The sequence below is a fragment of the Chloroflexota bacterium genome (assembly GCA_015478725.1).
In the GTDB taxonomy this organism is placed as follows: domain Bacteria; phylum Chloroflexota; class Limnocylindria; order Limnocylindrales; family CSP1-4; genus C-114.
Genome location: JADMIG010000015.1, coordinates 22,545 through 47,609 on the forward strand (window position 1 = coordinate 22,545; position 25,065 = coordinate 47,609).

At 69.9% G+C, this 25,065-nt stretch carries 24 protein-coding genes; 6 read left to right on the plus strand and 18 right to left on the minus strand.

Features of this window, described 5'->3' with window-relative positions:
• Positions 1–5: 5 nt before the first annotated feature.
• Positions 6–377: a hypothetical protein gene (locus IVW53_10280; protein ID MBF6605955.1), complete on the minus strand. Its 372-nt coding sequence runs from the start codon at positions 375–377 to the stop codon at positions 6–8.
• 273 nt (positions 378–650) lie between these two features.
• Between IVW53_10280 and IVW53_10285 the strand changes: the two genes are divergently transcribed.
• Both IVW53_10285 and IVW53_10290 read left to right on the plus strand, forming a co-directional pair.
• Positions 651–1,862, plus strand: a complete 1,212-nt coding sequence (locus tag IVW53_10285; GenBank protein MBF6605956.1) for a hypothetical protein — start codon at positions 651–653, stop codon at positions 1,860–1,862.
• 96 nt (positions 1,863–1,958) lie between these two features.
• On the plus strand, positions 1,959–2,279 hold the full coding sequence (locus IVW53_10290; protein ID MBF6605957.1) for a hypothetical protein: 321 nt from the start codon (positions 1,959–1,961) through the stop codon (positions 2,277–2,279).
• A gap of 36 nt (positions 2,280–2,315) precedes the next feature.
• Here the strand turns inward: IVW53_10290 and pknB are convergent, their stop codons facing one another.
• From pknB to IVW53_10320, 6 genes are all read right to left on the minus strand, one after another.
• Positions 2,316–4,163 carry a Stk1 family PASTA domain-containing Ser/Thr kinase gene (pknB, locus tag IVW53_10295; GenBank protein MBF6605958.1) on the minus strand — a complete coding sequence of 616 codons (1,848 nt, stop codon included), beginning with the start codon at positions 4,161–4,163 and terminating at the stop codon, positions 2,316–2,318.
• A gap of 184 nt (positions 4,164–4,347) precedes the next feature.
• Complete coding sequence (gene galU / locus IVW53_10300) at positions 4,348–5,226, minus strand: UTP--glucose-1-phosphate uridylyltransferase GalU (GenBank protein MBF6605959.1); 879 nt, start codon at positions 5,224–5,226, stop codon at positions 4,348–4,350.
• 88 nt (positions 5,227–5,314) lie between these two features.
• Entirely contained in the window at positions 5,315–6,391 is a 1,077-nt protein-coding gene (locus tag IVW53_10305) for a hypothetical protein (GenBank protein ID MBF6605960.1), read from the minus strand.
• Between the two features lie 24 nt (positions 6,392–6,415).
• Positions 6,416–6,769, minus strand: a complete 354-nt coding sequence (locus IVW53_10310; protein MBF6605961.1) for a hypothetical protein — start codon at positions 6,767–6,769, stop codon at positions 6,416–6,418.
• 55 nt (positions 6,770–6,824) lie between these two features.
• The gene (locus IVW53_10315) at positions 6,825–7,652 is read right to left on the minus strand and encodes a hypothetical protein (GenBank protein MBF6605962.1); all 828 of its coding nucleotides are present in this window, start codon (positions 7,650–7,652) and stop codon (positions 6,825–6,827) included.
• A 150-nt stretch (positions 7,653–7,802) separates the two neighbouring features.
• The gene (locus tag IVW53_10320; GenBank protein MBF6605963.1) at positions 7,803–8,561 is read right to left on the minus strand and encodes a hypothetical protein; all 759 of its coding nucleotides are present in this window, start codon (positions 8,559–8,561) and stop codon (positions 7,803–7,805) included.
• Positions 8,562–8,978: 417 nt separating this feature from the next.
• Here IVW53_10320 and IVW53_10325 point away from each other — a divergent pair, with 417 nt between their 5' ends.
• Together IVW53_10325 and IVW53_10330 are read left to right on the plus strand one after the other, a co-directional pair.
• Positions 8,979–9,398: a cupredoxin domain-containing protein gene (locus IVW53_10325; GenBank protein ID MBF6605964.1), complete on the plus strand. Its 420-nt coding sequence runs from the start codon at positions 8,979–8,981 to the stop codon at positions 9,396–9,398.
• A complete protein-coding gene (locus tag IVW53_10330) occupies positions 9,395–10,537 on the plus strand; it encodes a hypothetical protein (GenBank protein MBF6605965.1) in 1,143 nt (380 codons plus the stop codon). Before IVW53_10325 ends, IVW53_10330 begins: the two co-directional genes overlap by 4 nt.
• A 125-nt stretch (positions 10,538–10,662) precedes the next feature.
• On the opposite strand, the gene IVW53_10335 is transcribed toward IVW53_10330, so the two are convergent.
• The 3 genes from IVW53_10335 to IVW53_10345 all read right to left on the minus strand — a co-directional run bounded on the left by IVW53_10335 (position 10,663) and on the right by IVW53_10345 (position 14,405).
• The gene (locus IVW53_10335; GenBank protein ID MBF6605966.1) at positions 10,663–11,607 is read right to left on the minus strand and encodes a TIGR03620 family F420-dependent LLM class oxidoreductase; all 945 of its coding nucleotides are present in this window, start codon (positions 11,605–11,607) and stop codon (positions 10,663–10,665) included.
• Between the two features lie 301 nt (positions 11,608–11,908).
• Positions 11,909–14,179, minus strand: coding sequence for an isocitrate lyase family protein (locus tag IVW53_10340; protein ID MBF6605967.1), 2,271 nt, complete (start codon positions 14,177–14,179; stop codon positions 11,909–11,911).
• Between the two features lie 34 nt (positions 14,180–14,213).
• Complete coding sequence (locus IVW53_10345) at positions 14,214–14,405, minus strand: hypothetical protein (protein MBF6605968.1); 192 nt, start codon at positions 14,403–14,405, stop codon at positions 14,214–14,216.
• A gap of 117 nt (positions 14,406–14,522) precedes the next feature.
• Here IVW53_10345 and IVW53_10350 point away from each other — a divergent pair, with 117 nt between their 5' ends.
• Positions 14,523–15,446 (plus strand): LysR family transcriptional regulator, encoded by a 924-nt coding sequence (locus tag IVW53_10350; GenBank protein MBF6605969.1) that lies wholly within the window; start codon positions 14,523–14,525, stop codon positions 15,444–15,446.
• Between the two features lie 251 nt (positions 15,447–15,697).
• Here IVW53_10350 and IVW53_10355 read toward each other — a convergent pair whose 3' ends face one another.
• The 8 genes from IVW53_10355 to IVW53_10390 all read right to left on the minus strand — a co-directional run bounded on the left by IVW53_10355 (position 15,698) and on the right by IVW53_10390 (position 23,527).
• The gene (locus IVW53_10355; protein MBF6605970.1) at positions 15,698–16,351 is read right to left on the minus strand and encodes a methyltransferase domain-containing protein; all 654 of its coding nucleotides are present in this window, start codon (positions 16,349–16,351) and stop codon (positions 15,698–15,700) included.
• Between the two features lie 54 nt (positions 16,352–16,405).
• Complete coding sequence (locus IVW53_10360; GenBank protein MBF6605971.1) at positions 16,406–17,128, minus strand: DUF4850 domain-containing protein; 723 nt, start codon at positions 17,126–17,128, stop codon at positions 16,406–16,408.
• A 345-nt stretch (positions 17,129–17,473) separates the two neighbouring features.
• Positions 17,474–18,163 carry an ABC transporter ATP-binding protein gene (locus IVW53_10365; GenBank protein MBF6605972.1) on the minus strand — a complete coding sequence of 230 codons (690 nt, stop codon included), beginning with the start codon at positions 18,161–18,163 and terminating at the stop codon, positions 17,474–17,476.
• A 55-nt stretch (positions 18,164–18,218) separates the two neighbouring features.
• Positions 18,219–18,968: an ABC transporter ATP-binding protein gene (locus IVW53_10370; protein MBF6605973.1), complete on the minus strand. Its 750-nt coding sequence runs from the start codon at positions 18,966–18,968 to the stop codon at positions 18,219–18,221.
• Positions 18,961–19,965 carry a branched-chain amino acid ABC transporter permease gene (locus IVW53_10375; GenBank protein MBF6605974.1) on the minus strand — a complete coding sequence of 335 codons (1,005 nt, stop codon included), beginning with the start codon at positions 19,963–19,965 and terminating at the stop codon, positions 18,961–18,963. The genes IVW53_10370 and IVW53_10375 overlap by 8 nt, the downstream gene beginning before the upstream one ends.
• A 14-nt stretch (positions 19,966–19,979) precedes the next feature.
• Positions 19,980–21,200: a substrate-binding protein gene (locus IVW53_10380; protein MBF6605975.1), complete on the minus strand. Its 1,221-nt coding sequence runs from the start codon at positions 21,198–21,200 to the stop codon at positions 19,980–19,982.
• Positions 21,201–21,230: 30 nt separating this feature from the next.
• Complete coding sequence (locus IVW53_10385; GenBank protein ID MBF6605976.1) at positions 21,231–22,070, minus strand: branched-chain amino acid ABC transporter permease; 840 nt, start codon at positions 22,068–22,070, stop codon at positions 21,231–21,233.
• Positions 22,071–22,474: 404 nt separating this feature from the next.
• Positions 22,475–23,527: a response regulator transcription factor gene (locus IVW53_10390; GenBank protein MBF6605977.1), complete on the minus strand. Its 1,053-nt coding sequence runs from the start codon at positions 23,525–23,527 to the stop codon at positions 22,475–22,477.
• 263 nt (positions 23,528–23,790) lie between these two features.
• Here IVW53_10390 and IVW53_10395 point away from each other — a divergent pair, with 263 nt between their 5' ends.
• The gene (locus IVW53_10395) at positions 23,791–24,924 is read left to right on the plus strand and encodes a class II histone deacetylase (GenBank protein ID MBF6605978.1); all 1,134 of its coding nucleotides are present in this window, start codon (positions 23,791–23,793) and stop codon (positions 24,922–24,924) included.
• Positions 24,925–25,065 lie beyond the last annotated feature (141 nt).

The following is a 25,065-nucleotide window of genomic DNA, read 5'->3' on the forward strand; positions in this document are numbered from 1 at the left end:
GGCGCTCACTCGTCCGAGAGGTCGTCCTCGTAGAAGACACACTGGTTGAAGCGTGGCGTGAGGCACACGTCGTTGACGAAGCCCTGCTCCATGTGGACGCCGCCGCGGAGCTGGCAGCGCGACACGTTCGCATCCTGCCGGATGAGCGCCTTGAGGAGATGCGGTGCCTGGATCGGGATCGCGCCGCGCGATCCGGTCATGTAGAAATGTGGGCAGACGTTCCGTCGGAGGTTCGGCAGCCCGAACCCGCCGCGCGGCATCACGGGGAGCGGTGGGTACCCGGGCAGCCGGACCCGGTCGGTCGATCGGGCGCCCGCGCGCCCGGGCGCCACTCGAGCGGCGCCATCCGGGACGCCGTCCGGTGCGATCGGGTCCATGGGCGTGGCCGACGTGGGTCCGGCGGAGACACGGGCGATGGGCCCGACGCCGAAGCCGGGTCGACCCACCGGACGAGACGACCGTTCGGGCCTGGGTTCGCGTGCCTGCACTCCCGTCCTCGTGCGAATGCGCGTGGAAGACGGCACGCGCGACGGCTGCAGAGTACATCGCGCCGGTCCCATCCGACAGAAGTCCGGTGCCGCCCGACACCAGGGTGGCCAGAGATCGACCGTCCGGGCCGGCCCGTTCGGGAGGTGCGACAATGGCCGCCGATGAGCGACCGTCGCAGCTCGCGCCCCTCCCAGGTCCGGCCTCGTCCGCCGTCGACCGGGCGACCGTCGTCGCCGAAGGTGGTCCCCCGTGGCTCATCGCCATACCGCGTATCCCCGCACAAACGCGTCGAGCGCGGTTCCGGACTTCCCCTTGTCGCCCGGCTCCTCCTGGCCGTCGCGGTCATCGCTCTCGGCGGCGTCATCCTCTACAGCGCGACCGGCCAGATCGGCAAGCTCGTGGGGGGTCTCGGCTCGGCGATGTCGAACATCCTCGCGAGCAGCGGTCCGTCGCCGTCGGTGGTGCCGTCGGCCGGCCCGATCGCCGGTGCTCCGACACTCGTCGCCCCGTCGAACTCCTACACGAACACCCCGACGGTCAATGTCAGCGGCACCGTCCCGCTGGGAATCCTCGGCTCGAGCGGCTACACCATCTCGCTCTACGACACCCTCCAGGGCAAGAAGCCGGCACTCGTCCGCGACCAGATCGCGATCCCGGCGACGGCGACGTTCACGATCGCCGGGGTGACCCTGTCCAAGGGCAGCAATGTCTTCACCGCGACGATCGTCGGCCCGGGCGGGGAGAGCGCCGCGTCCGGTCCGGTGACGTATGTGCTCGACACCGCCAAGCCGAAGGTGACGATCGTCAGCCCGCAGGACGGCACGACGGTCAACGGCACGTCCGTCGCGATCGTCGGCAAGACGCAGGCCGCCAGCAGTGTCCTTGCCCAGAACGCGAACAATCACACCTCCGTCTCCACGACCGCGGACGGAGCCGGGAACTTCACCGTCACCGTGGCGATCACGCCGGGCAACAACGTCGTGACGCTGACCGTCACGGATCCCGCGTCGAACGTGACGACCGCGTCCCTCACGCTCGTTCGCGGCTCCGGCAAGCTCACCGTGTCCCTCACCTCCACGCTCTACACGTTCAGCTCGGCGAAGGGCGCGAATCTCACCTTCACCGCCGTCCTCACGGATCCGGATGGCGCGCCGATCGCGTCCCAGGCCCTGACGTTCACGGTCACCCTCGCCGGCGTCCCGCCGGACATCCAGGTCCGGACGACGGATGCCAAGGGCGCGGCCAGCGTCGTCTCGGCCGTCGCGCCGCACGCAGCCGATCTCGGAGTCGGCAAGCAGGGCACGATCACGGTCGCGGCCGACACGACGTTCGGGCACATCCAGAAGACGATCGTCGTCAACACGGCCCAGTAGGGCCGGGCGAGGCGAGGTCCGCTCCGCCACGGGACGGCGGACCGTTGCGGTGCCGTTGCGTTGGACAGCCGCGGGGGTCGCAGCTACCATCGCGGCATGCCGATGTGGCGCTGCCCCCACTGCGAGACCCCACAGGCAGAGACGGCGCGCTGCTGGGTGTGTCATCGATCCAGCACCAGCTGCGCCACCTGCCGCCATTTCCGGGACGCCGTCGCCGCCAACCTCGGCTATTGCGGACTCGATCGAGCCCGGACGCCACTCCGGGGAGACGAGGTCCGGGCGTGCTGGGAACCCGGGCTCCGCGCCGGCGCGCTCGAGGATCCCGAGGCCCCGGATCCGTGGCCGGGCCCCAGCGGCGCCGGTCTCCCGATCCCGATCCCGATCGAAGCCCGGCTCTTCGCGGACCCGGATCTCTGAGGGGCGGCCCCACGGCCTGCCGGTCGATGATCGGGATCAGGGGCAGCTGATCGACGTCGGCGGATCCTCGAAAGTGAGGCCGATGGACATTCCGGGCGGCTCGCTCGACCCCGCGGCCGGCGTCTGGGCGACGACCTTGCCGGATGGAGGTCCGGAGAACGAACCGAGCGTGTATCCGTCCGCCGATATCGCCGCGGACGCCTCCGCGAATGTCTTGCAGCTGTAGTTCCCGACCGTCCCGAAGGTGGGCGTCGGCTGCGGGGTGGCGGTCGGCGGAGGCGTGGGGGCCGTCGTCGGTGTGGGTGACGGTGGGATCGTCGGCGTCGGCGATTCACTCGGACTCGGCGCTGGGCTCGTCGCTGGCCCGGTCGAGACGACGTAGTTGACGCTCGTCCCTCGCGACACCTGGATCCCCGCGCGTGGGTCCTGACTGACCACCGAGCCGGCCGGGATGATGGTGTCCGATACCACCGACCGCGTCCCGACGGTGAGATTGTCCGCGACGATCGCCTGGAGGGCGGCGGATTCCGGTTGGGCTCGAAGATCGGGGACGGCGACGGTCGCGCCGGGCGCCGCGATCGTCACGTTGACGACCTGGCCCTTCGCGACGACGGTGCCGATCGGAATGTCCTGGGACAGGATCGTGTTCGGCGGCTGGTTGCTCGTCGAATCCGTCCTGTTCCTCACGAGACTCAGGCCGAGGGCGATCGCCTGGCCGTTCGCGGTGTCGAACAGCTCGCCGGTGAACTGGGGGACGGTCACCTGCGACGTCGTGACCGCCGGTGTCGCACTGAGGACGCGGAACACGATGAACGCCACGAGCGCGAGGACCGCGAGGCCGAGGAGCCCGGCGACCCACGGCCATGGCCCGCCACGACGATCGTCATCGTCCGGGTCGTCATCGACGATCGCGGCCGGCCCACCTCGCGGGCTCCGGGACGCCGTGGCACCGGGAGGCGACACGAGCGGGCCGGCGAGCGGGCGGGCGAGCGCGACCGGCAAGACCACCGTCGGCGAGTCCGACGTGACCGCCGATGCGGCTGCGGCGATCGGCGCCGCCGATCCCGCGAGGAAGGCCTCGAGCGCGTCGGCCATCGCCGCCGCGGACGGGAAGCGGTCCGCGGGATCACGTTCGAGCGCACGTCGGTCCAGCGCGGCGATCGACGCCGGGATGCCGGACATGACGGCCGACGGATCCGGCGTGGGGCCCTGGAGTCGGGCCACCGCGATCGCCGCCGCACCGTCGCCCTCGAATGGGCGACGGCCGGTGAGGGCTTCGTAGAGGACGATGCCGAGCGAGAAGATGTCCGACGCCGCGGTCGTCTGCTCGCCGCGCGCCTGCTCGGGACTGAAGTAGTGGACCGAGCCCAGGGTCAGGCCGGGCAGCGTCATCTGGGCCTCGGCGATCGCGCGGGCGATCCCGAAGTCGGTGACCTTCACCCGGCCGTCCGTCGCGACGAGGATGTTGCCGGGCTTCACGTCGCGGTGGACGATGCCCCGGGCATGGGCGGCGGAAAGGGCCCGTGCGACCTCGGCCGTGAGACGCGCCGCCTGCCGGACGCCGAGCGGCCCGTTGCGCCGGATGATCGTCGCGAGATCCTCGCCGTCGACGAGCTCCATGACGATGTACGGGCCGTGCTCGTCCTGGCCGAAGTCGTAGACGGACACGATGTTCGGATCGTTGAGCGACGCGGCCGCCTGTGCCTCGTGGCGGAAGCGAACGCCGAAATCCGGGTCGCGACCGTACTCGGGCCGGAGGACCTTCACCGCGACATCCCGGTCGAGCTGGGAGTCGTGCGCGCGGTAGATCGTCGCCATCCCGCCTTGGCCCAGGAGCTCCATGAGCCGATATCGTCCGCCGAGGACGCTGCCGATCTCCGCCAAGTGGTCGTCTCTCCGTGGTGGGCGTGCGCTCAGGTGGCGCCCGCATCGTACCGTACGGCCACTGTCCGACCGGATGGCCCGCTCTCGACGGACGAGCGCCGCTCGCCGTGACGCGTTCGGCGGCTACCCGCGATCGGGCGAGGCGCATCCCACTTCGATCCGGACGCTCGCCCGGCGCCTTCGGTCAGGGGTCGAGGGTTCGGAGGTAGTCGCGGAACTCCGGACCGAGATCCGGTCGCGCCATGGCGAGCTCGACGGACGCCTTGAGCCAGCCCATCGTGGTCCCCGCGTCGTATCTCGTCCCCTCGAACTCGTAGGCGTAGACCGGCTGCTCGGCCATGAGCGCCTCGATCGCGTCGGTGAGCTGGATCTCGCCGCCTGCACCCCGCTGCGTCTGCTCGAGCTTGTCGAAGATCTTCGGCGTGAGCACGTAGCGGCCGATGATCGCGAGGTTCGAAGGTGCCTCGCCGGGGGGCGGTTTCTCGATGACGGCGCCCACCCGATGGAGCCGGCCATGGTCGAGCTCGTCGCCTGCCGGCTCGGGCCGGATGACCCCGTATCGATCCGTCTGATCGGGCGGGACCTCCATGACCGCGATGACCGAGGCATGGGTCTCGTTGTAGGCCTGGATGAGCTGGCCGATGCACGGTCGGTCGCCGACCACGACGTCGTCCGAGAGGATCACCGCGAACGGCTCGTGGCCGACGAGTTCCTTCGCCATCAGGACGGCATGGCCGAGTCCGAGCTGCTCCTTCTGGCGGACATACGCGACCTGGGCGAGGTCGGTGATGTGCCGGATCCGGCGGAGCATCTCGACGTCGCCGCGCTCCTCGAGGAGGTGCTCGAGCTCGAACGAGAGGTCGAAATGGTCCTCGATCGCCCGCTTCTGGCTCGACGTGACGATGATGACCTGCTCGATGCCGGCGGCGACGGCCTCTTCGACCGCGTACTGGATGACCGGCTTGTCGACGAGCGGCAGCATCTCCTTCGGCTGCGCCTTCGTCGCGGGCAGGAACCTGGTCCCCCAGCCCGCGGCGGGGAAGACGGCTTTCCGGATGCGCATCGGACCTCGGGAGGTGGGGTCGACGGAGTCGCCGGCAAGTATACCCGGGGGTCGTCGGACGACCCCGATCGGCAGCCGAGCCGGCGTGTCAGCGCTCCGAGGTCGCCGATTCCTCCGTCGCGGGATTGCTCCGCTCCTGCCGGCTCGTCGCGATTCGCAGCCCCGTGAACGGGACGCGGATCTCGCGGAAGACCTCGATCGAGACGAGGAATCCCGCAAGCAGGAGGAGCACCGCGACGAGCTTCCCCGCCTGGAAGAGCTCCGTCGACCCGAACCGGTTCAGGGTGTCCGTGCTGCTCGCGACGAGGGCGCCGAGCGCGATGAGGATCGTCGCCGGCACGCGCGAATGGAGCCGGCCATGGAGGAGCGCATCGATCGCGCCCGGGAGCGACGCCACGAAATTGACGACGATCGCCACGGGCGCGATGAGGAGATTGAAGAGGAATTCGTCTCCCTTCTGCCCCGGGTCGAGCGAGTAGGCGAGGACACGGCGCTTCGGCATGAAGACATACGCCGAGAAGAGGGCGCCGAGGATGAGCGCCAGGCCGCCGGTGATGTTGAGGAACGGGGTCAGCAGTCGGATCGAACCCGGAAGGGCGGTCCCGGTGGGGATGTTCGTCAGCGGGTCCAGGCTGTAGCCGGGAGCCGGGAGCGCCGTCACCGCCATGAGCCCGACGCTGAGGACCGTCGCTCCCACGACGCCGATCGCGGCAATGCGCGGCCAGGCCCGATCGCTGAAATAGGACTCGAAGGCCACGGCCACGGCAAGGCCGAGGCCGGCGACGAGGTAGACGGCGGGCGCGACGCCCGACCCCGGGTACTCGTACTTGGCCTGGGTGAGGATCGTGAAGACCCCGGCAAGGAGCAGACATGCCGCGTACGTGTAGGAGAACCGGGTCCGGGCGAGGAGGAAGGCGGTCCCGAGACCGAGCCAGCCGGCCGCCCAGATCGCTCCGGTGAGATACCAGAGCCGGTAGAGCAGCTCGTTCCACCCGGCCGCACCGGCGATGGCCTCACAGCCGGACGCGACCGCGAAGAAGACCATCCCCACGGCCCAGACCGCCTGGAACGTCTTGCGCCGCTCACGCCATTGATCGATGAGGGCAAGCGCGAAGAGGGCGGCCACGAGCGCCGTGATCGCCGGGAGCAGGATGGTGAGCTTCACGATCGACCCTCGGCCCGTCGGGCGTCAGGCCGGCACGAACTCGTGCGCGTCCCGATGGAAACCGTCGCACAGGCCCCATCGTTCGTCCGACCCTGGGATCCGGACCGGCCGCATGATCTCGCGAACGCGCCCGCGCCGGCAGAAGAGGTGGCCGCGCCGCCCCATCCACGCGCGGACACACGCCTCGTTCGAATGAAACTGGAAGGGGCCGGGATTGAGGGCCGGCCGCTCGGACCAGTCGGCGGGCCGCTCGGTCGCGACGATGTCGAGGAGGTTGATCCGCCACGGCGTGCCATCGATGAGCCCGCGACAGCCGTCGCACCGCCGCGCGACGGTGTCCGTGACGATCGTCCGGATCGAGACACCCATCAGCTCCATCGGGCGTAGCGTACCAAACGTCCGGGTGGTGGTCCCAAGGGGCCGCGGGGACCCGCTATCGGCGGAGGTAGCCCGGCAGGGCGAGCTCTGGGCCACGCCACGGGGAGACCTCGGTGGTGGACCAGCGCCCATAGAAGTTCAGGAAGTGGAGCCCGCTCGCGAGGAGCACGTCGCGCGCGACCGGCAGGTGGTCGGCGTCGATCCGAACACCGACGACGGTGCGCCCATCGAGCAGCGCCGCCTCGTACGCCCGAAAGTCGGGCGTCTGATCCATCGTCGTGAACTGGATCATCCGGACGAGCCGGGACAGCGGACCCGGCCTCGCCCCGAGTCGCTCGAATTGCTCGCCCCCGGGTCCGCCGATCACGACCACCCCGGAGGCGGGGAGGCCAGCGCCCGCCAGCGCCGCAACCCCCGCCGCGACCTCGGTCTTCGTGTCGGCGATGGCGAGGAGGTAGTTCGTCGGGTAGGTGATGGATCCCGCTCCGCGCGACGGTCCCGCGCGGACCGCGCCGACCGGACTCGCCGAGGATGCGCCAGCCGCGTCCGCGATCGACGATTCCAGGGGAGGCCCGCAATCCGTCGTCGTGGCGGCGAGTCCGGCGGCTCGCTCGATCGCCTCACCTGCGAGGAGGCCGACCGCTGTTCCCGCCAGGCCGCCGACGGCCGCGCCGATCGGTCCCGCGACGGCCGTACCGATGGCGAGTCCGGCTGCCATGCCGAGGCCCGTCTCCACGGCCTCGAAGATCCGGTCCTCCACGGGCCGGCCCATGATGATGCCCGGTTCGCCGGCCTCGCCGGCACGCTCCGGCTCGCCGGGGATCGGCAGCCGCCGCCCGGCTGCGGTCCCGGGGGGCTCGGGCGACAACGACGACTGCGGCATGGTTGCCAACGATCGAACGCCACCGTGAAGGGTTTGGCGAGTGCCAAATGGCCCCTCTCCGCCGGTGGGCGACCGCCCGACGATCGGCTGCGAACCCCCCGGTCGCCGGGGAGCCCGCGCGGGCGGATCAGGCGCGGCTTCGGTGGCCGGTCACAACCAGCGGGCCTGCGTCCCCGATGACGAGCTCGGGGCCGTAGTGGCATCGCCGGCGTACCGGGCGACGAACGATTCCCAGACCTTGGATCCGGCCCGGTACGAGTAATAGGCGACGCCTTGGGCGTTCGTCTTCACGCTCGTGTGCGGCGAGAACGTCGTCCACCGCCCGTTGATCTTGCGGGAGAGCCAGATGCCGAGCGTCTTGCCGGCGAGCGCCGGCCGCGTCTGGAACCGGATGGTCACCCAGGCGCCACCCTTGACCACCTTGGTCGACGCCGCGAAGCCTGTCTGGGTACGGCCGACGGCTGTGTCGCTGGCGATGGCGAGCGCAGCCTTCGCGCCGCTGCCGATCGGGAAGGTGCCGCTCGTGGCGGCGGTCAGGCCGCGGCTCGTGGCGATGAGGGTGTAACCGCTGCCCGGGTGGTTGATCGAGAGGTTGCTGAACGTGGCGATGCCGTGGACGGCAGCGACGGTGAGCCTGCCCGACAGCGTCCCGCCGCCCGGGTTCGTCCCGATCGCGAGGGTCACGCTCGCCGAGCTCGCGGTGGCGACGTTGCCGCCCGCATCCTCGATCCTGACCGTGACCGGCGGGCTGATCGGTGCGCCGGCCGCCGTGCTCGTGGGTTGCACACCGAAGGCGAGTCGGGCAACCGGGCCAACGACGACCGCACCGGCCGCCGCCGGGAGCAGCGACGCGAGGAGCGCCGCGCCGGCAAGGGCACCGACGAGGCGCCGTCCAAGTGGAAGGTTCATGGCGATACCTCTACGGGATGAGAAGCGCCGCGAGGCGCAGTGAATGGCCGTGGCCGCCACCGCTGACGACCGGATGGTCACGATCGTCCCACGGGTCCATGAGCGGACCGTGAATCTCTGGTGACCACGGCGCGACCGGGCGCGATCGTCGCCGGACGCTGCTCGCTCCACCAGCTGCATGGCCAGCCGGACAGAAGACGCCGGTCGTGGCGATGGAGCCATTCGGCAGGGTCTCTTGGGGCCGAACGAGGGAGTAGTCACGGCCCGCCGTGGGCTAGCTTGGCCGTTGCCCGATCGGTTTGGTCACCAGGAGCCTCAATGCGCGATGGACGAGCATCCCTCGGACGCCTGGCAGCGATCTTCGCCAGCGCGATCGTGCTGATCGGCGGGTGCTCCGGAGCGGGCGGGTCGGCGACGATGACCGATCCGACCATCGCGGCGACCTCCGCCCCCAGCCTCTCCGGAGCCGGCGGAGGGTCGGCCACACCCCAGGTCTCGGCCGACGCCACCCTCTCGCCCGGTTCCCCCAGCGCCTCGGCAGGCGCCGACGGGAGCGGTGTCGTCATCATCACGGCGAAGGATGTTGCGTTCGTGCCGACGCAGGTGAACGTGCCGGCCGGGAAACCCTTCACCATCCGGTTCGAGAATCAGGACCCCGTGCCTCACAACGTGGCCATCTTCCGGGGCGCCGACGCCTCGGGCACGCAGCTCTTCCGGGGCGAGATCTTCGCCGGGCCGCGGACCGTCGACTACCGGGTACCGGCCCTGAAGCCCGGCAGCTACTTCTTCTACTGCGAAGTGCACCCCACCATGACCGGGACGATCACCACCAGGTGAAGGGCACCGCGCTCCGGATGGCCGGACCGCTCGTCGCGGTGGTTGTGGCAGTCGCCGCGTGCGGCTCGCCCGCTGCCGGGACCGCCACGCCGGGGGCCGCGGCTTCGAACCCGGCGTCGAGCCCGGCCACATCCCCTGGCGGCGGGAACGCGACGCCCATCCCGAGCGTCACCGTCACGCCGTTCCCGGCCGGCAGCAACAGCGTCACGGTCACGCCGATCCCGGCCGGCAGCAACAGCGTCGCCGCGCCGTTCGCCGGCACGCTCCTCATCGCCGATCCTGGCAACGGCCGCCTCCTCGTCATCTCGAACAGCGGCCGGATCCTCTGGAAGTTCCCGGTTGCCGGGAGCCTGCCCAAGGGCCAGTCGTTCGCGGCGGACGACGCCGTGATCTCGCCGGATGGCAAGACGATCGTCGCCAACGACGGAATCCACCAGGTGATCGACCGGATCGACATCGCCACCCGGAAGGTGATCTGGCAGTACGGCACGTACGATCGGCCCGGCTCGGGGAAGGGCCAGCTCCACACGCCGGACAACGCCTTTCCCCTCGCCAACGGCGACATCAGGGTGGCCGACATCGTGAACTGCCGGATCCTCCAGATCGCCCCGGACAAGACGATCCGCCGGATGTGGGGGCGGACCGGCGTCTGCGTCCCGAACGCCCCGTACACCTACGGCGCACCGAACGGCGACACGCCGCTCCCCGACGGCGGCGTCCTCATCACCCAGATCCGGGGCTCGCGGGTCACCCGGCTCAACGCCGCCGGCAAGGTCATCTTCGACCTTCACGTCCCGCTCTACTACCCCTCCGACGCGCAGCTCGACGCGCGGGGGAACATCATCGTCGTCGACTACCACAACCCCGGCGCGGTCATCTCCATCACCCCGCAGGGCCAGCTCCTCTGGCGCTATGCCCCGACGAGCGGCCCCGGCCGACTCAACCACCCGAGCCTCGCCACACCGCTGCCGAACGGACTCGTCTCGATCAACGACGACTTCCGCCACCGGATCGTGGTGATCGATCCACGGACCCTGCGGATCGTCTGGCAGTACGGCCAGACGGATCGTCCGGGGACGGCGCCGGGATACCTCAACAACCCCGACGGCCACCAGCCACTCCCGCCGGGCCTGTTCTGACCCCGCCGGGGGCGGACGAGGAGCGATTCCTCGCGCCGGGCCCAGGGCGCCACGGTCGGCTCGCCCATGAAGGCGATCTCGTCGCGGTCGATCCACAGCTCCGGGGCGGCGTCAACGGCCCGTCTTCAGAATTGTCGGGGCGGGCCGCCTGCCGGGAGAAGAGCGGCGGCGAGCTCCCGGAAGGCTCCCAGTGCCGGGTCGGACGACGGATCGGCCCGCACCTGGATGCAGACCTGGTCTGCGCCAGCGTCGAGGTGGGCGCGGATGCGCCTGACGATCGCGTCGACGTCGCCCCAGGCGATGACCGCGTCGATGAGGCGGTCGCTGCCGTCACCCGCGAGGTCCGCATCGCCCCAGCCCAGGCGCCGCAGGTTGTTCGCGTAGTTGGGCAGCGCGAGGTAGCTCTTCGCAAAGGCCCGCCCGATCCGGCGCCCCTCGGCCGGGTCGGTCGTGAGCACGGCCGTCTGCTCGACGACGAGGCACGGCTCGGGGCCGAGATGCCGACGGGCGAAGGGGGTGTGCTCGACGGGGACGAAGTAGGGGTGCGCGCCGTCGGCCCGCTCGGCGGCGAGCTCGAGCATGCGCGGCCCGAGCGCGGCGAGGACGAGCGGGACGGGTGGGTCGGGCTCCGGCGCGCCGTACTGCGTCGCGGCCATCGCGTCGAGGTAGGCGCGCATCGTCTCGACCGGCCGACCATAGGTCCCGCCGCGGGTGGCGACCGAGGGTGCATGGCTCACCCCGACGCCCAGGACAAAGCGGCCGGGGTATGCCTCGCCGAGCGCCTTGGCACCGGTGGCCATGGCCATCGGATCGCGGGCGTGGATGTTGGCGATGCCCGATGCGACGGCGAGTCGCGTGGTCGCGACGAGGAGGATCGCCGCGTGGCTGAAGATCTCCTTGTTGCCGAGGGTCTCCGGGATCCAGACGACCGGGTACCCGAGCGACTCGAGCTCGCGCGCCGCCGCTCCCGCGTCTGCCCCTGACAGGCGCTGGAGAGCCCAGCTCCACACCCCGATCGGCCCAAGCGCCTGTGCCAGCCGGCGCCCGCCGTACCTGCCGGTGCTGCTCATCGACGGATCGGCTCCTCCCGACGATCGGCTGCCGCGAGGTGTGCCAGCTCGATCGCTCGTGGAAGCTTACCGATTCGCACGACGAGGCCGTACCTGGGCTTCTCGACCGCCCTGGCCTTGGCCGGCTCGAACCTGGCTGCTGACCAGGAGCGCGCCTCTGGCTGCGGGCCGCCGATGTGGGCGAGTGCGCAGGATGGAACGGGCCGCCAAACTACTGTCAATAGCCGGCGTCGGACGTGGTGGGCGTGCTCGCAGCGGGTCGCATTTCGACAGGCATCGAGACACAACCGTCGCCCGGTCGCTATGCCAGCTGCGGCGTCGGCTTCCGGATCAACTCCGCGAGCTTCTCCCCGTCGGGTCGGACGAGCTCGCCGACGCGCTCGCGGTCGACGTCCGCGACGATGATCTGCCCGATCTCGGACCGCACGACCGTGAAGATGCCGAGGTCGCGCATCCGCTCCGACTGCGCGTGGTTGTCCTGCGTCGGGGTGAGATAGTGCAGCGAACCGGCGCGATAGCGATGAATGAGGAAGAGCTGGACGAGCGTCATCAGCCGCCGCCGGCGGATCGACGGTGCGGTGTGCTGGTCACGGATCGAGAGGATGCTGCGGCCACGGCGATCCACGATGCTGGCGAAGATCACGGTGGCGAGCACCTCGCCCGGGTCATCGAGCACCCGCAGCTCGAGGAGGTCTGATCCTGCGGTATGCGGCCGCAGCTCGACGCGGATCCGCCCCGGCCGCTCCCAGTGGTTCGCCCACGTCGCAAGCCATTCCTCGAGCAGCCCCGTCGGCACTTCGGTCTGGACGAGATGCTGGTGTTGCGTCGAGCCCTTGCCCATCGCCTTCGTCGCGGCGGTTCGCCCGGAGGCGGCCATGAGTGCCGCGTCGAGCCGGTCTCCGCCAACGAGGGATTGTGGGGTGCGGTACGGGGACTCGAGCAGTCGGAACTTCCGCTGGAGGCGGGCGAGGGCGAGCATCCCGTCCTCGCGCAGCGCCGTGGCGAACTCCTCGGCGGCGAGGCCATCGATCTGATGGCCCCCGTAGGTGATGAAGTTGAACACGAAGCCGAGCTTCCCGAGCTCCTCGGGAAAGCGCCGCATCGCGTCGTCGCTCAGGCCGGTGGTGTCCCAGTTGAACGACGGCGACAGGTTGTACGCGAGCATCTTGTCGGGATAGGCGGCATGGATCGCCGCCGCGAATCTGGCGGCATCGGCGAGGTCCGCGGTCTTCGTCTCCATCCACAGCAGGTCGGCGAACGGCGCGGCCGCGAGCGACTTGGCGATCGCATAGTCGATCCCGCCCCTGACCTGGTAGTAGCCATCGGGGGTCTTGGGCAGCTCGGGATCCCAGGCGATCCGGATGCCGAGCGAGTCGGCCTTCTCGCGGACCTCGGAGAAGGACGCCCGGCTGGCGAAGGCGCCCCACTCCTCGAGGGTCATAGCGAACCGCTCGCCCTCGCCGATCCGTCGGCCGAGGACCTCGCCAACCGCCTCACCGTACGTCTTGAGACCCGCTTCGGCCTGCCAGATCTCGGCGTATCCGGTGTCGATGGCGTCGAGCAGGTTCTCGAGGGCGGTTCCGCCGCCGGCCTCGCGGGCGATCTGGGCGTTCCGCTCGATCAGCGCCATGAGCCCGACCCGCTCGAGCCAGGCCCTGGCCTTGCGCAACTCCTCGTCGGGTACCGCGAACAACAGGTGACCGCGGATCTCGTCGAGCCCGAGGCCGTGGAGCGTCTCTTGGATCGCGAGGAAGCCGACCCGGTAGCTCGGCAGCTCGAGGTTCGTCGCCCCGAGGATGAACGGCTGGTCTCGTTCGTCGCTGCGGTTGTCGAGGAACGTCGCGGCCTCGGCATCGGTGCGAGCGACGACGATGCCCGGCACCCGCATGATGTCGAGCTGCAGGCGCGCGGCATTGAGCCGCTTGTTCTGCTCGTCCTGGGCGACGAGCACCTTGCCGCTCTGGTGGCCGCATTTCTTGGCGCCCGGCTTCTGGTCCTCGATGTGATAGCCCGGCACCCCGGCCTCGACGAAGCGCCGGACGAGGTTGCGCACGTGCGCGTCGCCGCCATGGCCCGTATCCGCGTCGGCGATGATGAACGGCCGGAAGTCGACTTCCGGCGTGGCTTGGCGCTCCGCCTCGTCCAGCTGGGCACGGGCAAAATGCTGGTTCTTGTCGGCGCTGAGGAGGGCGCGCACCAAGCCCGCCGCTTCGTCGGGAACCTGGCTCAGCGGATAGCTCGCAAGGTCCGGGCCCGGGTCCTCGGTAGGCGACCCCTTCGCCGAGGTGGCCCAACCGCCGAGGTAGATGGCTTCGATCCCCAGCCGCTTCATCACCACGGCCTGACCGGGTGAGTAGGGACCGAACGTCGTGATCTGGCGGCCCTGCGCGAACAACTCGCGAAGTCGGGCATAGAAGCCCTCGGCGGCCATTCGGGCGACCGTGTAGTCCGCCGCGATCGTGCCCTGCTGGGCGGCGACCTCGCGCGGGGTATGGAGGCGGACGATGCCTTCGAAGCGGGACAGTGCGAACCACTCGCGGGCGGCCGCGACCTGTGTCTCGAACGAGTTCATCGCGGGCATGGACAAGGCGTTCATCGTCCGCTCGTCACTCGTTCTCGTGGTCGCGCGGGCAGTCGTACGGGCACTCGCACGCCGCCAGATAGCTGTACGGTCGCCGTGCGGGCTCGCCGAGCGAGCCCTCGCTCTCGAGGGCGAACCCTCGGAGCCACCGCTGGGCGGGTTCCTGAGCGCCGACCGTCTGCCCGATCGGCTGCTGTAGATCGATCCTGCGTTCCATGGCGGATCCTTCATCGCGGGCTGGAGCGGCAACCGTACGATGTGCTCGATCATCCGTCCAATCGAATCTACTATCGTTGGTGATCAGCATTGTTGATCATCACCCGGAGGCGCCACCATGCTCCTCGCCCAGATCGAAGGGTTCATCGAGATCGCCCGCCAGGGCAACATGCGACGCGCCGCCTTCGCCCTCTCGATCAGCCAGCCGGCGCTCACCGCACGGCTCCAGGCGCTCGAGGAGGAGCTCGCCACGGCGCTCTTTCGGCGAACACACTCGGGCATGGTCCTGACGCCCGCAGGACGGGCCTTCCTGCCCCACGCCGATCGCGCGATCGAGGCGATCCGCAGTGGCAGCTCACTGGTCCGCGAGCTCGAGCACGGCGTCATCGGCGAGCTCGCGCTCGCTGTTGCTCCCGCGGTCAGCGCCTACGTCCTGCCGGAGATCCTCGTCCGCTTCACCGAGCGACATCCGGACGTTCGCCTGCTCGTGCGGACCGGCCATTCGGAGGAGATCGTCGAGCTCGTGGCTCGCGGCGAGGTCGAGCTCGGGATCGTCAGACAGCTCAGGGACGCGCGCGTCCGCAGCCGTCCGCTCTACGAGGACGAGCTCGTCCTCGTCGTCCCGCCGGACCATCCGTTCGCCCGGGCGGGGAGGGTCGACGTAGCGGAGATCAGCCACGCTCAGCTCATCCTGTTCGACCGGACGTCAAGCTACTACGAGGTCACGAACGCCCTGTTCCGCATCGCCGGCGTCGTTCCACGCGGGGTCACCGAGGTCGACAATATCGAGGCGGCAAAGCGAATGGTCGAGCGCGGGCTCGGCGTCGCGCTGCTCCCCGGGACGGCGGTCGCCGACGCGCTCTCCGCAGGCTCGCTGCGGGAGATCGAGCTCGTCGGCGCAGTGACGATCCGACGGCAGATCGTGGCGGTCGAGCGGCTCGGATCCCGCCCCAGCTCACCGTTCCTCGACACCCTGTGGGGACTCCTCAACCGTATCCCGGAGATCATCCCGCGGGCGCTGCCGATTGTCGCAACCGACTGAGGTCGCGACCCCGGGCGTCCCGACCGTCCCCACCGGGGCGCCGGTGTCATCGCCCGGCCAAAGGGATCTACGTGGCGCGGACGACCGGCTCCACGCTCCTTAGCGCGATCGGGAGCCGCCCTGTCCATCCGCCGGCGTGTCCCCGCTCTACCGGATCGGGTTCCGCCTCACGATTGCGGTCAGCTGAAGCGCCCCGCGGTCGTTGACTCGCTCAGCGGATGGCCCGGTTTCGGGCACCGGCGAGCCGCGGGTCACGCAGCGGGCCGCTCGTACAGCACGAGCTGCCAGATGAGCGTGGTGCGGTGGAGTCGCTTGACGAGGCCATGGGCGGCAAGAATCGCGTCGACGTCAACGGCGCGATGGACATACACGCGAAATGGCGACCGCGAGAGCCGCAGCTGGGCGTTCAGGATTGCGGTGCCCACCCGCCCGAGCCATGAGTCGCGCGGGAAGATGAGGCCATACCGACGACGCGCCAGGTTCGCCGATCGACCGACGAGAGCGACCATGTCCTCGTAGCAGCAGATGACCCGGTCAAGGGCGACAAGGTCCGCGGGCTGGACCGCATCTGCGAGCGCGACGAAGTCGCCGACGAGGTAGCGGACGCGGTCGCCATGGCCCTGCCGATCGGCCTCCTCCCTCGCGACCGAGATGTAGGCGCGAGATGCGTCAACGTCGACTGCGGCGGCCGCCCCGGAGCGCAGGAGCTCGTGGTGGACCGCGCCCACGCCGCCACCGATTTCGAGGACGGTCTGCCCGTCGATGCCCCCCGCTGCGAGCGCCTCGATCAGGGCGCGAGTCAAACCCACCGAGCCCTTCTGTCGGTAGGCCCGAAGATCCTGGGCCGCGTGGCGGTCGTTGAACTGGCGATCGAACGGGGAGTCGCCGGGTGAGCAGCAGTCCATCGCGCCGATCCTAGCAGCCGCTCCGGTCGCGGCCGCCGTCGGCCCAGCCAGCCGTCAGCCGCCCGAGGGTGGCTGCCCCTGTCCGATGCCCTCGACAAGCTCGTCGCAGATCTGGGCCATCGTTGCCGGCAGGGTGCAGGTCACCTTGAGCGCCGACGGGGCAGTCTGGCCGCTGCCGCCGGCCTCGGTGCCCGGATCGAATACGAGGAACCCGAACGCCCGATACCGGCCACCCGACGGCTCGCCCGTCCCGGCCACGCCCGGCGGGTCGGCGAAGACCGCGGAGCGGGGCCTGGGTCGGGTGACCTGCTCCCCGATCGGCGGTCTCGTCGGGCACGAGAGCCCCGGTTGGGCGAACAGGTTCCACGCCTCGGGAAACAGGCCGCACGCCATCGACGCGACACAGCCGACGCACGCGCCACCGGAGGAGACGGTGACCGCCTGCTCGTCGAGCGACGGGCTCGCCGACGGGGAGAGTTGTCCTGGCGGCGTGATCGCCATGCGGGCCGAGCCGTCGACGCCGACGGCGGCCTCGCAGTGCCAGTCCTTCGGGCCGAGGAGGGTGAGGGTTCCGTTGCCGTAGTAGGTGACCTGCGCGGCCACGTCGTGCGTCACGGTCGCCGTCATCGTCGTAGGGACCGGGGGCATCGTCTCGCCGGGCAGCCCGAAGCTCGTCGGGCAGGGCACCTCGGGGATGCGTGCCGTGTGGGCCGGCTCGGGCGTGGGCGCGCCGAGGCCGGCTGTCGTGCCCGGACTGGGCGACGTTGCGCCTGGCACACGGGATGGTACGGAGGAAGCCGCCGCACTCCGGAGCAGTGCTGTCGGGGCCGCGCTCCCGCAGGCGACCACAATCAGGGCGACGGCCGCCAGCAGGACGGCGACGCGATCGGAGAGCCGCCCGCGACCACTCGCGTGCCGGGAAGCCCACGCCGATCGCCGCTCGCTGGAGTTCACCGTCCGATGGTACGGCCAGCACAACCCCGGTGGAGGCCGATCGGGACGCCGCTCACCTTCATCAGGCCCGCGTCGTCAGGCGGACGCCTGGAGACTCCCCCTGATCCGCTCTGCCCACTGTCCTGGAGTGCCTGACTGCACTGGGAGACGCTTCGGTCCGGCTCGCCGTCAGGGCGCGAGGCGGTGAGCGAGCTCGTCGCGCGCGATGACCCCGCGGGGCCCGGCGAGGACCACGCGACCCCGGTCCAGCACCATCACGCCGTCGGCGAGATCCAGGGCGAACTGCAGGTGCTGCTCGACCAGCAGCAGGGCTGCGCCCTGCGCATATCCGCTGAGCGCCGCCAGAATCTCGTCGACCACGCCGTGCCAGACGCCCTCGGTCGGCTCGTCCATGATCAGGATCCGCGGCCGGGCGAGCAGAGCTCGTGCGATGGCCAGCATCTTGCGCTCGCCGCCACTCATGGTCCCGGCCTGCTGGCCGACGCGGCTGGCGAGCTTCGGAAACAGCTCGAACGCCTCCTCGATCCTGGCCGCGCTGCCCTTCGGACCGGCGCGAAGGCCGAGCAGCAGGTTCTCCCTCACGGTGAGACTCGCGAACACGCCCTGCTCCTGGGGGACGTAGCCCACGCCTCGACGGACGAGGCTCGCCGGCGGATGTCCGGCAACGTCCGTCCCGTCCAGGGTCACACGGCCCGCGGTGGGTCGGTTGTAGCCCATCAACGTCCGGAGCAGCGTGGTCTTGCCGGCGCCGTTGCGTCCAACGATCGCGATGGTCCCGACTCGCGGCACCGAGACGTCGACCCCGAACAGCACCTGGCTACCTCGATACCCACCGGATATGCCCTCGGCACGGAGCACCGCCGGTGACTCGCCGACGGCGGGCACAACGGCCGACACAGAAGATGCGAAGAGGTCAGGCACGGGTGAGGTAGACCTCCTGCACGTGCGCGTCGGCTTCGATCTCGGCCGGCGTACCCGTGGCGATGACCCGGCCCTGGTGGAGCACGCTGATCCGGTCGCAGAGACCGCGGATGAAGTCCAGGTCGTGCTCCACGATGAGAATGCCGCAGCTCTCCCGCGCCGCCCGGATCCGCGCTCCGGTTGTCAGGCGCTCCTCGTGACTCATGCCCGCGGTAGGCTCGTCGAGGAGCAGGACGGTGGGGCGCAGAGCCATCGCCATCGCGATCTCCAGCCACTGCCGCTGTCCGTGCGACAGCTCGCGGGCAAGCTGGCTCCGAGCTTCGGTGAGATGGAAAGCCTCGAGCAGGTGGTCGATCCTCTCGGCGCATTGAGCCCGCGTTCGGGACAGCAGCAGGGATCGGAGCGGCGTCGTGGACTGGACCGCGAGCAGCAGGTTGTCGACGACCGTCTGGTCCAGGTAGACGCGGGCGAGCTGGAACTTGATCGAGATCCCCGCCCGCACCCGGGTCGATGGCTTGGCGTGCGTCACGTCGCGACCCTCCAGTCGCACAGACCCGGACGTGGCGGCGGTCCGACCCGAGATGACGTGGAGCAGCGTGCTCTTGCCGGAGCCGTTCGGTCCGATGAGGCCGACGACCTCACCGACATTCACGTCAAGGTCGGCGCTCTCCAGGGCGACGAGGGCACCGAAGGTCTTGCGGATGGCGCGAACCTCGAGCGCGGCCGCGTGCTCATCAGGCACCGCCGCCTCCCGGCGCGGAGCCGCGCGTACCGGCCGATGCAGCCCGCCGGACGCGACGCGGCGCGCGACGGCCGAGCAGGCCACCGGGCAGATACAGGATCGTGCCGAGGAGCAGCGCGCCGAGGACCACGGGCCAGAGTTGCGGGAGAACCTCCTGCACGCGTCCCCCGAAGACCTTAACCACGCCCATCCCGAGCAGCGGCCCGATCAGCGTCCCGCGCCCACCGAGGACGACCCACAGCAGCACCTGCGTTGACAGGGCCACGCCCAGGAAGCCCGGGGAGACGAACCCCTCCTCCAGAGCGTAGATCCCGCCGGCCATCCCTGCCAGGCCGGATGTCAGCGTGAACACAAGGATCTGGACCGACGTCCGCCGGTAGCCCAGGAACTCGGCCCGTTCACCGTCGTCGCGGACGGCGCGCATGACGAGCCCGAACTGAGAACGGTTGAGCAGGTGGCCGGCGGCAAGAGCCAGCGCGAACAGCACCAGAATCGCGTAGTACATGGACGGGCCGTTGGAGAGGTCCAGTGGACCCAGCGTCGGGGCCGGGACGCCCGGAATCCCATTCGCGCTGCCGAGCACGTCCCAGCCGGAGGCGAGCTGCTCGGCAGCGTAGCCAAGGGCGAGGGTCACGAGGGCCACGTACAGCTCGCCGACCCTCGAGCCGACGAACAGGAACAGCCCCACGAGGACGCCGGCAAGAGCGCCGGCAGCCAACCCGACGACGGACGCCAGGACCAGGTCGGTCATGCCGGCGTGGACTGCCAGCATCCCGACGGCGTAGGCGCCCGTGCCGAAGAACACCGCCTGCCCGAGCGTGAAGATCCCCGTGGACCCCCAGGCGAGGTCCGCGCTGAGGGCGAGGATGCCCAGGATCAGCGCTTGGGTGAGGACAATGACGTAGTAGTCGAGCCCCACCAGGGCAAAGACCGGCGGGACGATGGCCAGCAGGCCGACGAGGAGAACGACGACGACGCCTCCGTGCCGACCTGCCAACCAGGTGCGCGGTCTCAGCCGCACTGACCCGTGGGATCGATAGCGCCGAGATCCTGGAGGATCTTGACCGAGGCGTCCGCCTGCATCTGGCCAAGCCGCATCTTGAGCGTGCAGTGGCGGGTGGCAGGCTTGAAGGCCGCGGGGCCGCCGACGCACTCGGTCAGCGACGCCGAATCCATAGCGGCATTCACCTTGGCGAGGTCGAGCGAGCCGGCCTTCTCCACCGCGACCTTCCAGAGATGCAGGCCACGGTACCAGGCCGGGCTGTTGAACGTCGCGGCGAAGACGCCGTCCGGATACTTCGCCTTGAACTCGGCTACCTTCTTCACGGTGAAGTCATCGTTGCCGCCGCTGGCGAAATAGTCCTGCGCGCAGAGGATGCCGGCCACATCGGGGCCGAAGAGCGCGTTGACGCCCTCGTCGTAGAGAGAGGCGAGGTGTAGTCCCGTGTACCCACCACCGACGACGCCCTTCACGAACTGGACCGACGTCGGCAGCACGGTCACGTCGAAGATGGCGTCCGCCTTGGCGGCGAGGGCCTTGGTGACGAGCGGCGACGCGTCGGTCGCGTTGAGCGGGAGGTAGTCCTCGCCAACGATCGTGCCGCCAGCGGCCTCGACCTTCGCCCGGACCTCTTTCAGCATGTTCCGCGGGTAGAGATAGTCCGCCCCGCAGAGATAGAAGGACTTGGCGCCCTTGGACATCGCGTAGGCGACCGTCGGGTCGACCTGCTGGTTGGGCACGGCGCCGTCACTCCAGACATTCGGGGTGCACTCGCCGCCCTCGTAGGAGGCCGGCCAGATGTAGATGGTCTTTCCCGTCGTGGCGATGATCCCCTTGATCGCCTCGCGCATGTTGCTCGCGACACCGCCGATGACGACGTCGACCTTGTCCTTCTCGACCAGCTGCCGGGCGACCGTCGCCCCGACCGCCGGGTCGGTCGCGCTGTCAACGAGGACCATCTGGAGCTGGCGGCCGAGCACGCCGCCCGCCGCGTTGATCTCGTCGATGGTGAACTGGGCGACCTGCTGGTTAGACTTGCCGACGACGCCGAAGGCGCCGGTGATGTCGGTGAGGACGCCCACCTTGATCGGGCCGGACGATCCCGCGCCGGGCGAACAGGCCGCCAATACGCTGCTGAGCGACCCGCCGAGACCGAGCGCCGCGCCACCCAGAGCCAATCCCTTCAGCACCTGGCGCCGCGACAGGTCCCGGGTCATCCGATCGTTGCTCATCGCACCTCTCCCTTTGTGTCTGTGGTTCCGTTATCTGCTGACCAATCCCGTCGGCCGCAGCCGCATGAACACAATCGCCCCGAGGATCACGACGACCTGGGCGGCGACCGGGCCGATCAGGGCCGGCACGAGGCCGGCCGGGATCCCGATCGCGATGGCGCCGAGAAGCGGCCCCTCCAAGGAGCCGAGCCCGCCGACCATGACCGCGATGAACATCGGGACGAGGTTGTCGAGCCCGAGGTCGGGATAGAGCGTCAGGTTGGGGACGATGAGCGCCCCGGCGAACCCGGCCAGGCCGGCGCCGACCGCGTAGGTCCCCGCGTACATCCGGCTCGTGGAGATTCCCGTCGCCTCGGCCAGCTCCCGGTTGTCCAAGGTCGCTCGGACGCGGAGCCCGAGCGAGCTGCGGCCCAGGGCGATGTAGGCGGCCACCACCACGACGATCGTCACGCCGATGATGACGAGTCGCCATGCCGGGAGGCTCGCCCCGAGGAGGTCGAAGCTCCCGTGAAGCGGGGCTGGGACCGGGGCACCCTGGGAGGTCATCATCGCCCGGACCACCTCCCGGATGACGAAGCCGACGGCGAACGTGGCCAGCAGCGCTCCCGCCGGGCTGGCGTAGAAGCGCCGGATGACCAGCCGCTCCAGGAGCAGCCCGAACGCCCCGACGACGATGGGTGCCAGGAGGATGCCCAGGAGGACGCTCCCGAACCACGTGTAGGTCAGGAACGCGGTCACGGCTCCCAGCAGCACGAATTCGCCCTGGCAGAGGTTGAAGATCCGCATCATCCCGACGATTACGGCCATGCCGAGCACGAGCAGGAGGAGAATCGACGTCACGCTGAGCGTGTCGAAGATCACCCGGACCAGAGTTGGGCTCACGGACGCGATGGCCTCATGTGGGTTCGCCCATCATCTTGAGCGTGTCGCCAGGTCGGCCGCCTGCGCGCTGGACCTGCGCCTGGTGGTCGTTGAGCGCTTGGTGGAGCATTGCGCCTGCCATCCCGCCGTTTGGCTGATCTCATTGCAGTAGGGCCGAGACCCCGACGCTCGCCACTTGGACCAGAAACCAGGGCGGCTGATCCGGATCGAGCCCTGCAATCGCAACCTCCTCCATGGCCCCGCGCCGAATCCTGGTCGCGCGGGGCGCACGGGGTCCGATCTTCCCCGATGCCATCGAAGTCTGGCGGCCGTCAGCACGACGGCAATCCGTCGAATGACGGATGTAGGCGCTCATCCTTGGGTCCGGCCGGACGGTTGGCGAACCTGTTCAGTCAGCCGCCGGCCTGGCCGCCGAGCTCCGCATCGCTGGATCGGACCCGGAGGAGCCCCTGCTCGACCGCGAACGCAGCCGCGCCGGCCCGGCTCGGCAGGCCCAACTTCTGGAAAACGCGCTCCAGGTGCGTCGCCACGGTCCTCGGACTCAGTCCGAAGTGAAGGGCGATCTCCCCGTTCGAGAGGCCACACGCCACGAGCGTCAGGACGTCGAGCTCGCGAGCGGTCAGCGCGTACGGAAGCACTGTGGCCGAGGCGGTCAGGAGGGCGACGTCTTCGAGGCCAGACGGATTGGCTCGGACCCGGAAGATCTCAACGCGCTGCCAGCCGTGCGCTGGGTCGAGCCAGAGGAAGCGCCGGCGAGCCTGCTGGCGCGCCAGCAGCTGGCGAGCGAGGTCGACTAGTGGCGGTGTCGAGCCGAGCACAGGGCCTACGCTCCGGCCCTTGAGCTCCACGAGCTCTCCGGACTGGGTGACCGCGGCGGCAGAGGCACCCGCCTCCGCCAGCGACGCGAGCCAACCAGCCGAGCGGGTCGCATCCGTCACGAGGGCGAGCAGGCTCCCGAGTTCGTCAAAGAGCGCTAGCGTATCGTCGGTCGGCGTCGTGCTCGTCGTCGTGTTCAGGTTCAGCACACCGGTGTAGCGCCCGTCCTCGGTGAACAGGCAGGCCGTCATCCCCTCGTCGTAGCCGGCCGGGCTGAAGACGTGACGAGGCGCATAGGTAGCCCGGTAGTCGAACGGCGCAGAGCCCCACCGCAGCGGCCGGCGGATCTTGTGAGCGCGACGAAAGCCGATATCACCGGCGGCGTTCAGGTACGCGAGCGTCGAGTCGGCGTATCCCTCGTTCGCCAGCGTCCGGTGGGTCCGACCGATCGGGTCCCAGATCGAGAAGGCGGCGGCGGCGAATGGGACGAGATCGGCGACGGCCTCCAGGATGCGCGCCGCGAGTTCGTCGGGCGGCCTCGGCTCGGCAAGCCCCCTGGCGACGCGCGCCAGTACCGCGATCTCGCGGGCGACGGTTCCGCTTGCCCCCGATCCGGTCGTGGCCTCCACCGCGGGCGCCTCGCAGTCTCCGCTGGCGCTCCACGGCCGAGCGGATGAGGCGCCATGTATACCATGCTGCGCCATCGATCCCGAGTCCCACCCAGGTGGCCGTAGACATCCCGGAGTTCAGGCCGCACCCATCCAGCATCCGTCGAATGGCCGATGGCCGAGCCGTCCCCAGGGCGCTACGGTCACGGCCAACGAACGGCCGACGAACGGCCAACGAACGGCCGACGGTTCCGGCACCGACGAGCAGCGACGGGGAGCGCGAGATGACGATGGAGCTACTGCGGACGGGGCTTGCCTACCACCCGCGATTCCTTGCCCACGACACGGGTCTAGCCCTCGTCAGTGCCCCGGTGCCGGTCGATGGACCGTTTCAGGTGACGCCGCACCCTGAGGGCCCGTATCGTGTGCAGGCGGTTCACCGCACGCTCGAGATGACAGGGTTGCTCGAGCGGCTCACTCCAGTCGCGTTCGAGATCGTCGACGACGACGTCCTGGCGCTTGTCCACACCGACGGCTACATCGAGCACCTCAAGATGGCCTGCGCGACTGGAGCATCCGAGGCGGGGTCCTACGTCCCGATTTGCACCGCATCCGAGGAAATCGCCCGCCTCGCCGTCGGAGCCACGATCGCGACCGTGGACGCGGTCCTTGACGGCACCCTCTCGAACGCCTTCGCTCTGGTCCGACCACCCGGCCATCACGCTCCGGCCGACGCCGCTATGGGGTACTGCCTCTACAACAACGTGGCCATCGCCGCCCGTCACGCCCGCCAGCGTGGTGTCGAACGGATCGCGATCGTGGACTGGGACGTTCATCATGGCAACGGGACCGAGTCCATCTTCCTCGATGATCCGTCCGTTCTGTACATCTCAACCCACCAGGATGCCTGGTATCCGGCCGACACTGGTCAGGCGGAGGTCGTGGGCAAGGGTGCCGGAATGGGCTTCAACGTGAATATCCCGCTCCCCCCGGGGAGCGGGGATGCGACCTACGCGCGCGCATACGAGCGCCTCGTCGCGCCGATCCTGCGCGAGTTCCGACCCGACCTCGTCCTCGTGTCGGCCGGCCAGGACCCGAATGCCTACGATCCGATGGGCCGGATGGCCGTCAGCTCGGACGGCTTCCGGACGATCGCCCGCCGCGTCCTGGACACCGCCACCGACGTGGCTGGCGGCCGCGTGGCCATAGTGCTCGAGGGCGGGTACGGCGGCTATGCGCCCGTCTGCACATGGTCGATCATCGAGGAACTCGCCGGCTGGCGGAGTGGGGTGGAGGACCCATACCGATCATGGTACGGGGCTACTCCGCCCGCGACGCTTGTTGCGCCGGAGGCGGAGGCGGCACTGGCCCGAGCGGCAGGGATCCAGAGCCGGACCTGGCACGGCGTCTCCGTCTGAGCGTCGGATCGCCGCGCTGCGGGCTCAGAGACTGTGAACCACTTGTTCCGAGCGTGCCGACGGTCTCGCGACGCCGGCGAGCGAACGCAGCGAGAAGCTCCCGGGGTGGACGACCCATCGGACTCGGATCATTTGCCCAGA

Excerpts from the sequence above, each read along its gene's own strand:
- IVW53_10280 (MBF6605955.1), bottom strand. The coding sequence starts at position 377 with ATGGACCCGATCGCACCGGACGGCGTCCCGGATGGCGCCGCTCGAGTG.
- IVW53_10285 (MBF6605956.1), top strand. The coding sequence starts at position 651 with ATGAGCGACCGTCGCAGCTCGCGCCCCTCCCAGGTCCGGCCTCGTCCG.
- IVW53_10290 (MBF6605957.1), top strand. The coding sequence starts at position 1,959 with ATGCCGATGTGGCGCTGCCCCCACTGCGAGACCCCACAGGCAGAGACG.
- galU (MBF6605959.1), bottom strand. The coding sequence starts at position 5,226 with ATGCGCATCCGGAAAGCCGTCTTCCCCGCCGCGGGCTGGGGGACCAGG.
- IVW53_10310 (MBF6605961.1), bottom strand. The coding sequence starts at position 6,769 with ATGGAGCTGATGGGTGTCTCGATCCGGACGATCGTCACGGACACCGTC.
- IVW53_10315 (MBF6605962.1), bottom strand. The coding sequence starts at position 7,652 with ATGCCGCAGTCGTCGTTGTCGCCCGAGCCCCCCGGGACCGCAGCCGGG.
- IVW53_10320 (MBF6605963.1), bottom strand. The coding sequence starts at position 8,561 with ATGAACCTTCCACTTGGACGGCGCCTCGTCGGTGCCCTTGCCGGCGCG.
- IVW53_10325 (MBF6605964.1), top strand. The coding sequence starts at position 8,979 with ATGACCGATCCGACCATCGCGGCGACCTCCGCCCCCAGCCTCTCCGGA.
- IVW53_10335 (MBF6605966.1), bottom strand. The coding sequence starts at position 11,607 with ATGAGCAGCACCGGCAGGTACGGCGGGCGCCGGCTGGCACAGGCGCTT.
- IVW53_10340 (MBF6605967.1), bottom strand. The coding sequence starts at position 14,179 with ATGAACTCGTTCGAGACACAGGTCGCGGCCGCCCGCGAGTGGTTCGCA.
- IVW53_10345 (MBF6605968.1), bottom strand. The coding sequence starts at position 14,405 with ATGGAACGCAGGATCGATCTACAGCAGCCGATCGGGCAGACGGTCGGC.
- IVW53_10350 (MBF6605969.1), top strand. The coding sequence starts at position 14,523 with ATGCTCCTCGCCCAGATCGAAGGGTTCATCGAGATCGCCCGCCAGGGC.
- IVW53_10355 (MBF6605970.1), bottom strand. The coding sequence starts at position 16,351 with ATGGACTGCTGCTCACCCGGCGACTCCCCGTTCGATCGCCAGTTCAAC.
- IVW53_10380 (MBF6605975.1), bottom strand. The coding sequence starts at position 21,200 with ATGAGCAACGATCGGATGACCCGGGACCTGTCGCGGCGCCAGGTGCTG.
- IVW53_10395 (MBF6605978.1), top strand. The coding sequence starts at position 23,791 with ATGACGATGGAGCTACTGCGGACGGGGCTTGCCTACCACCCGCGATTC.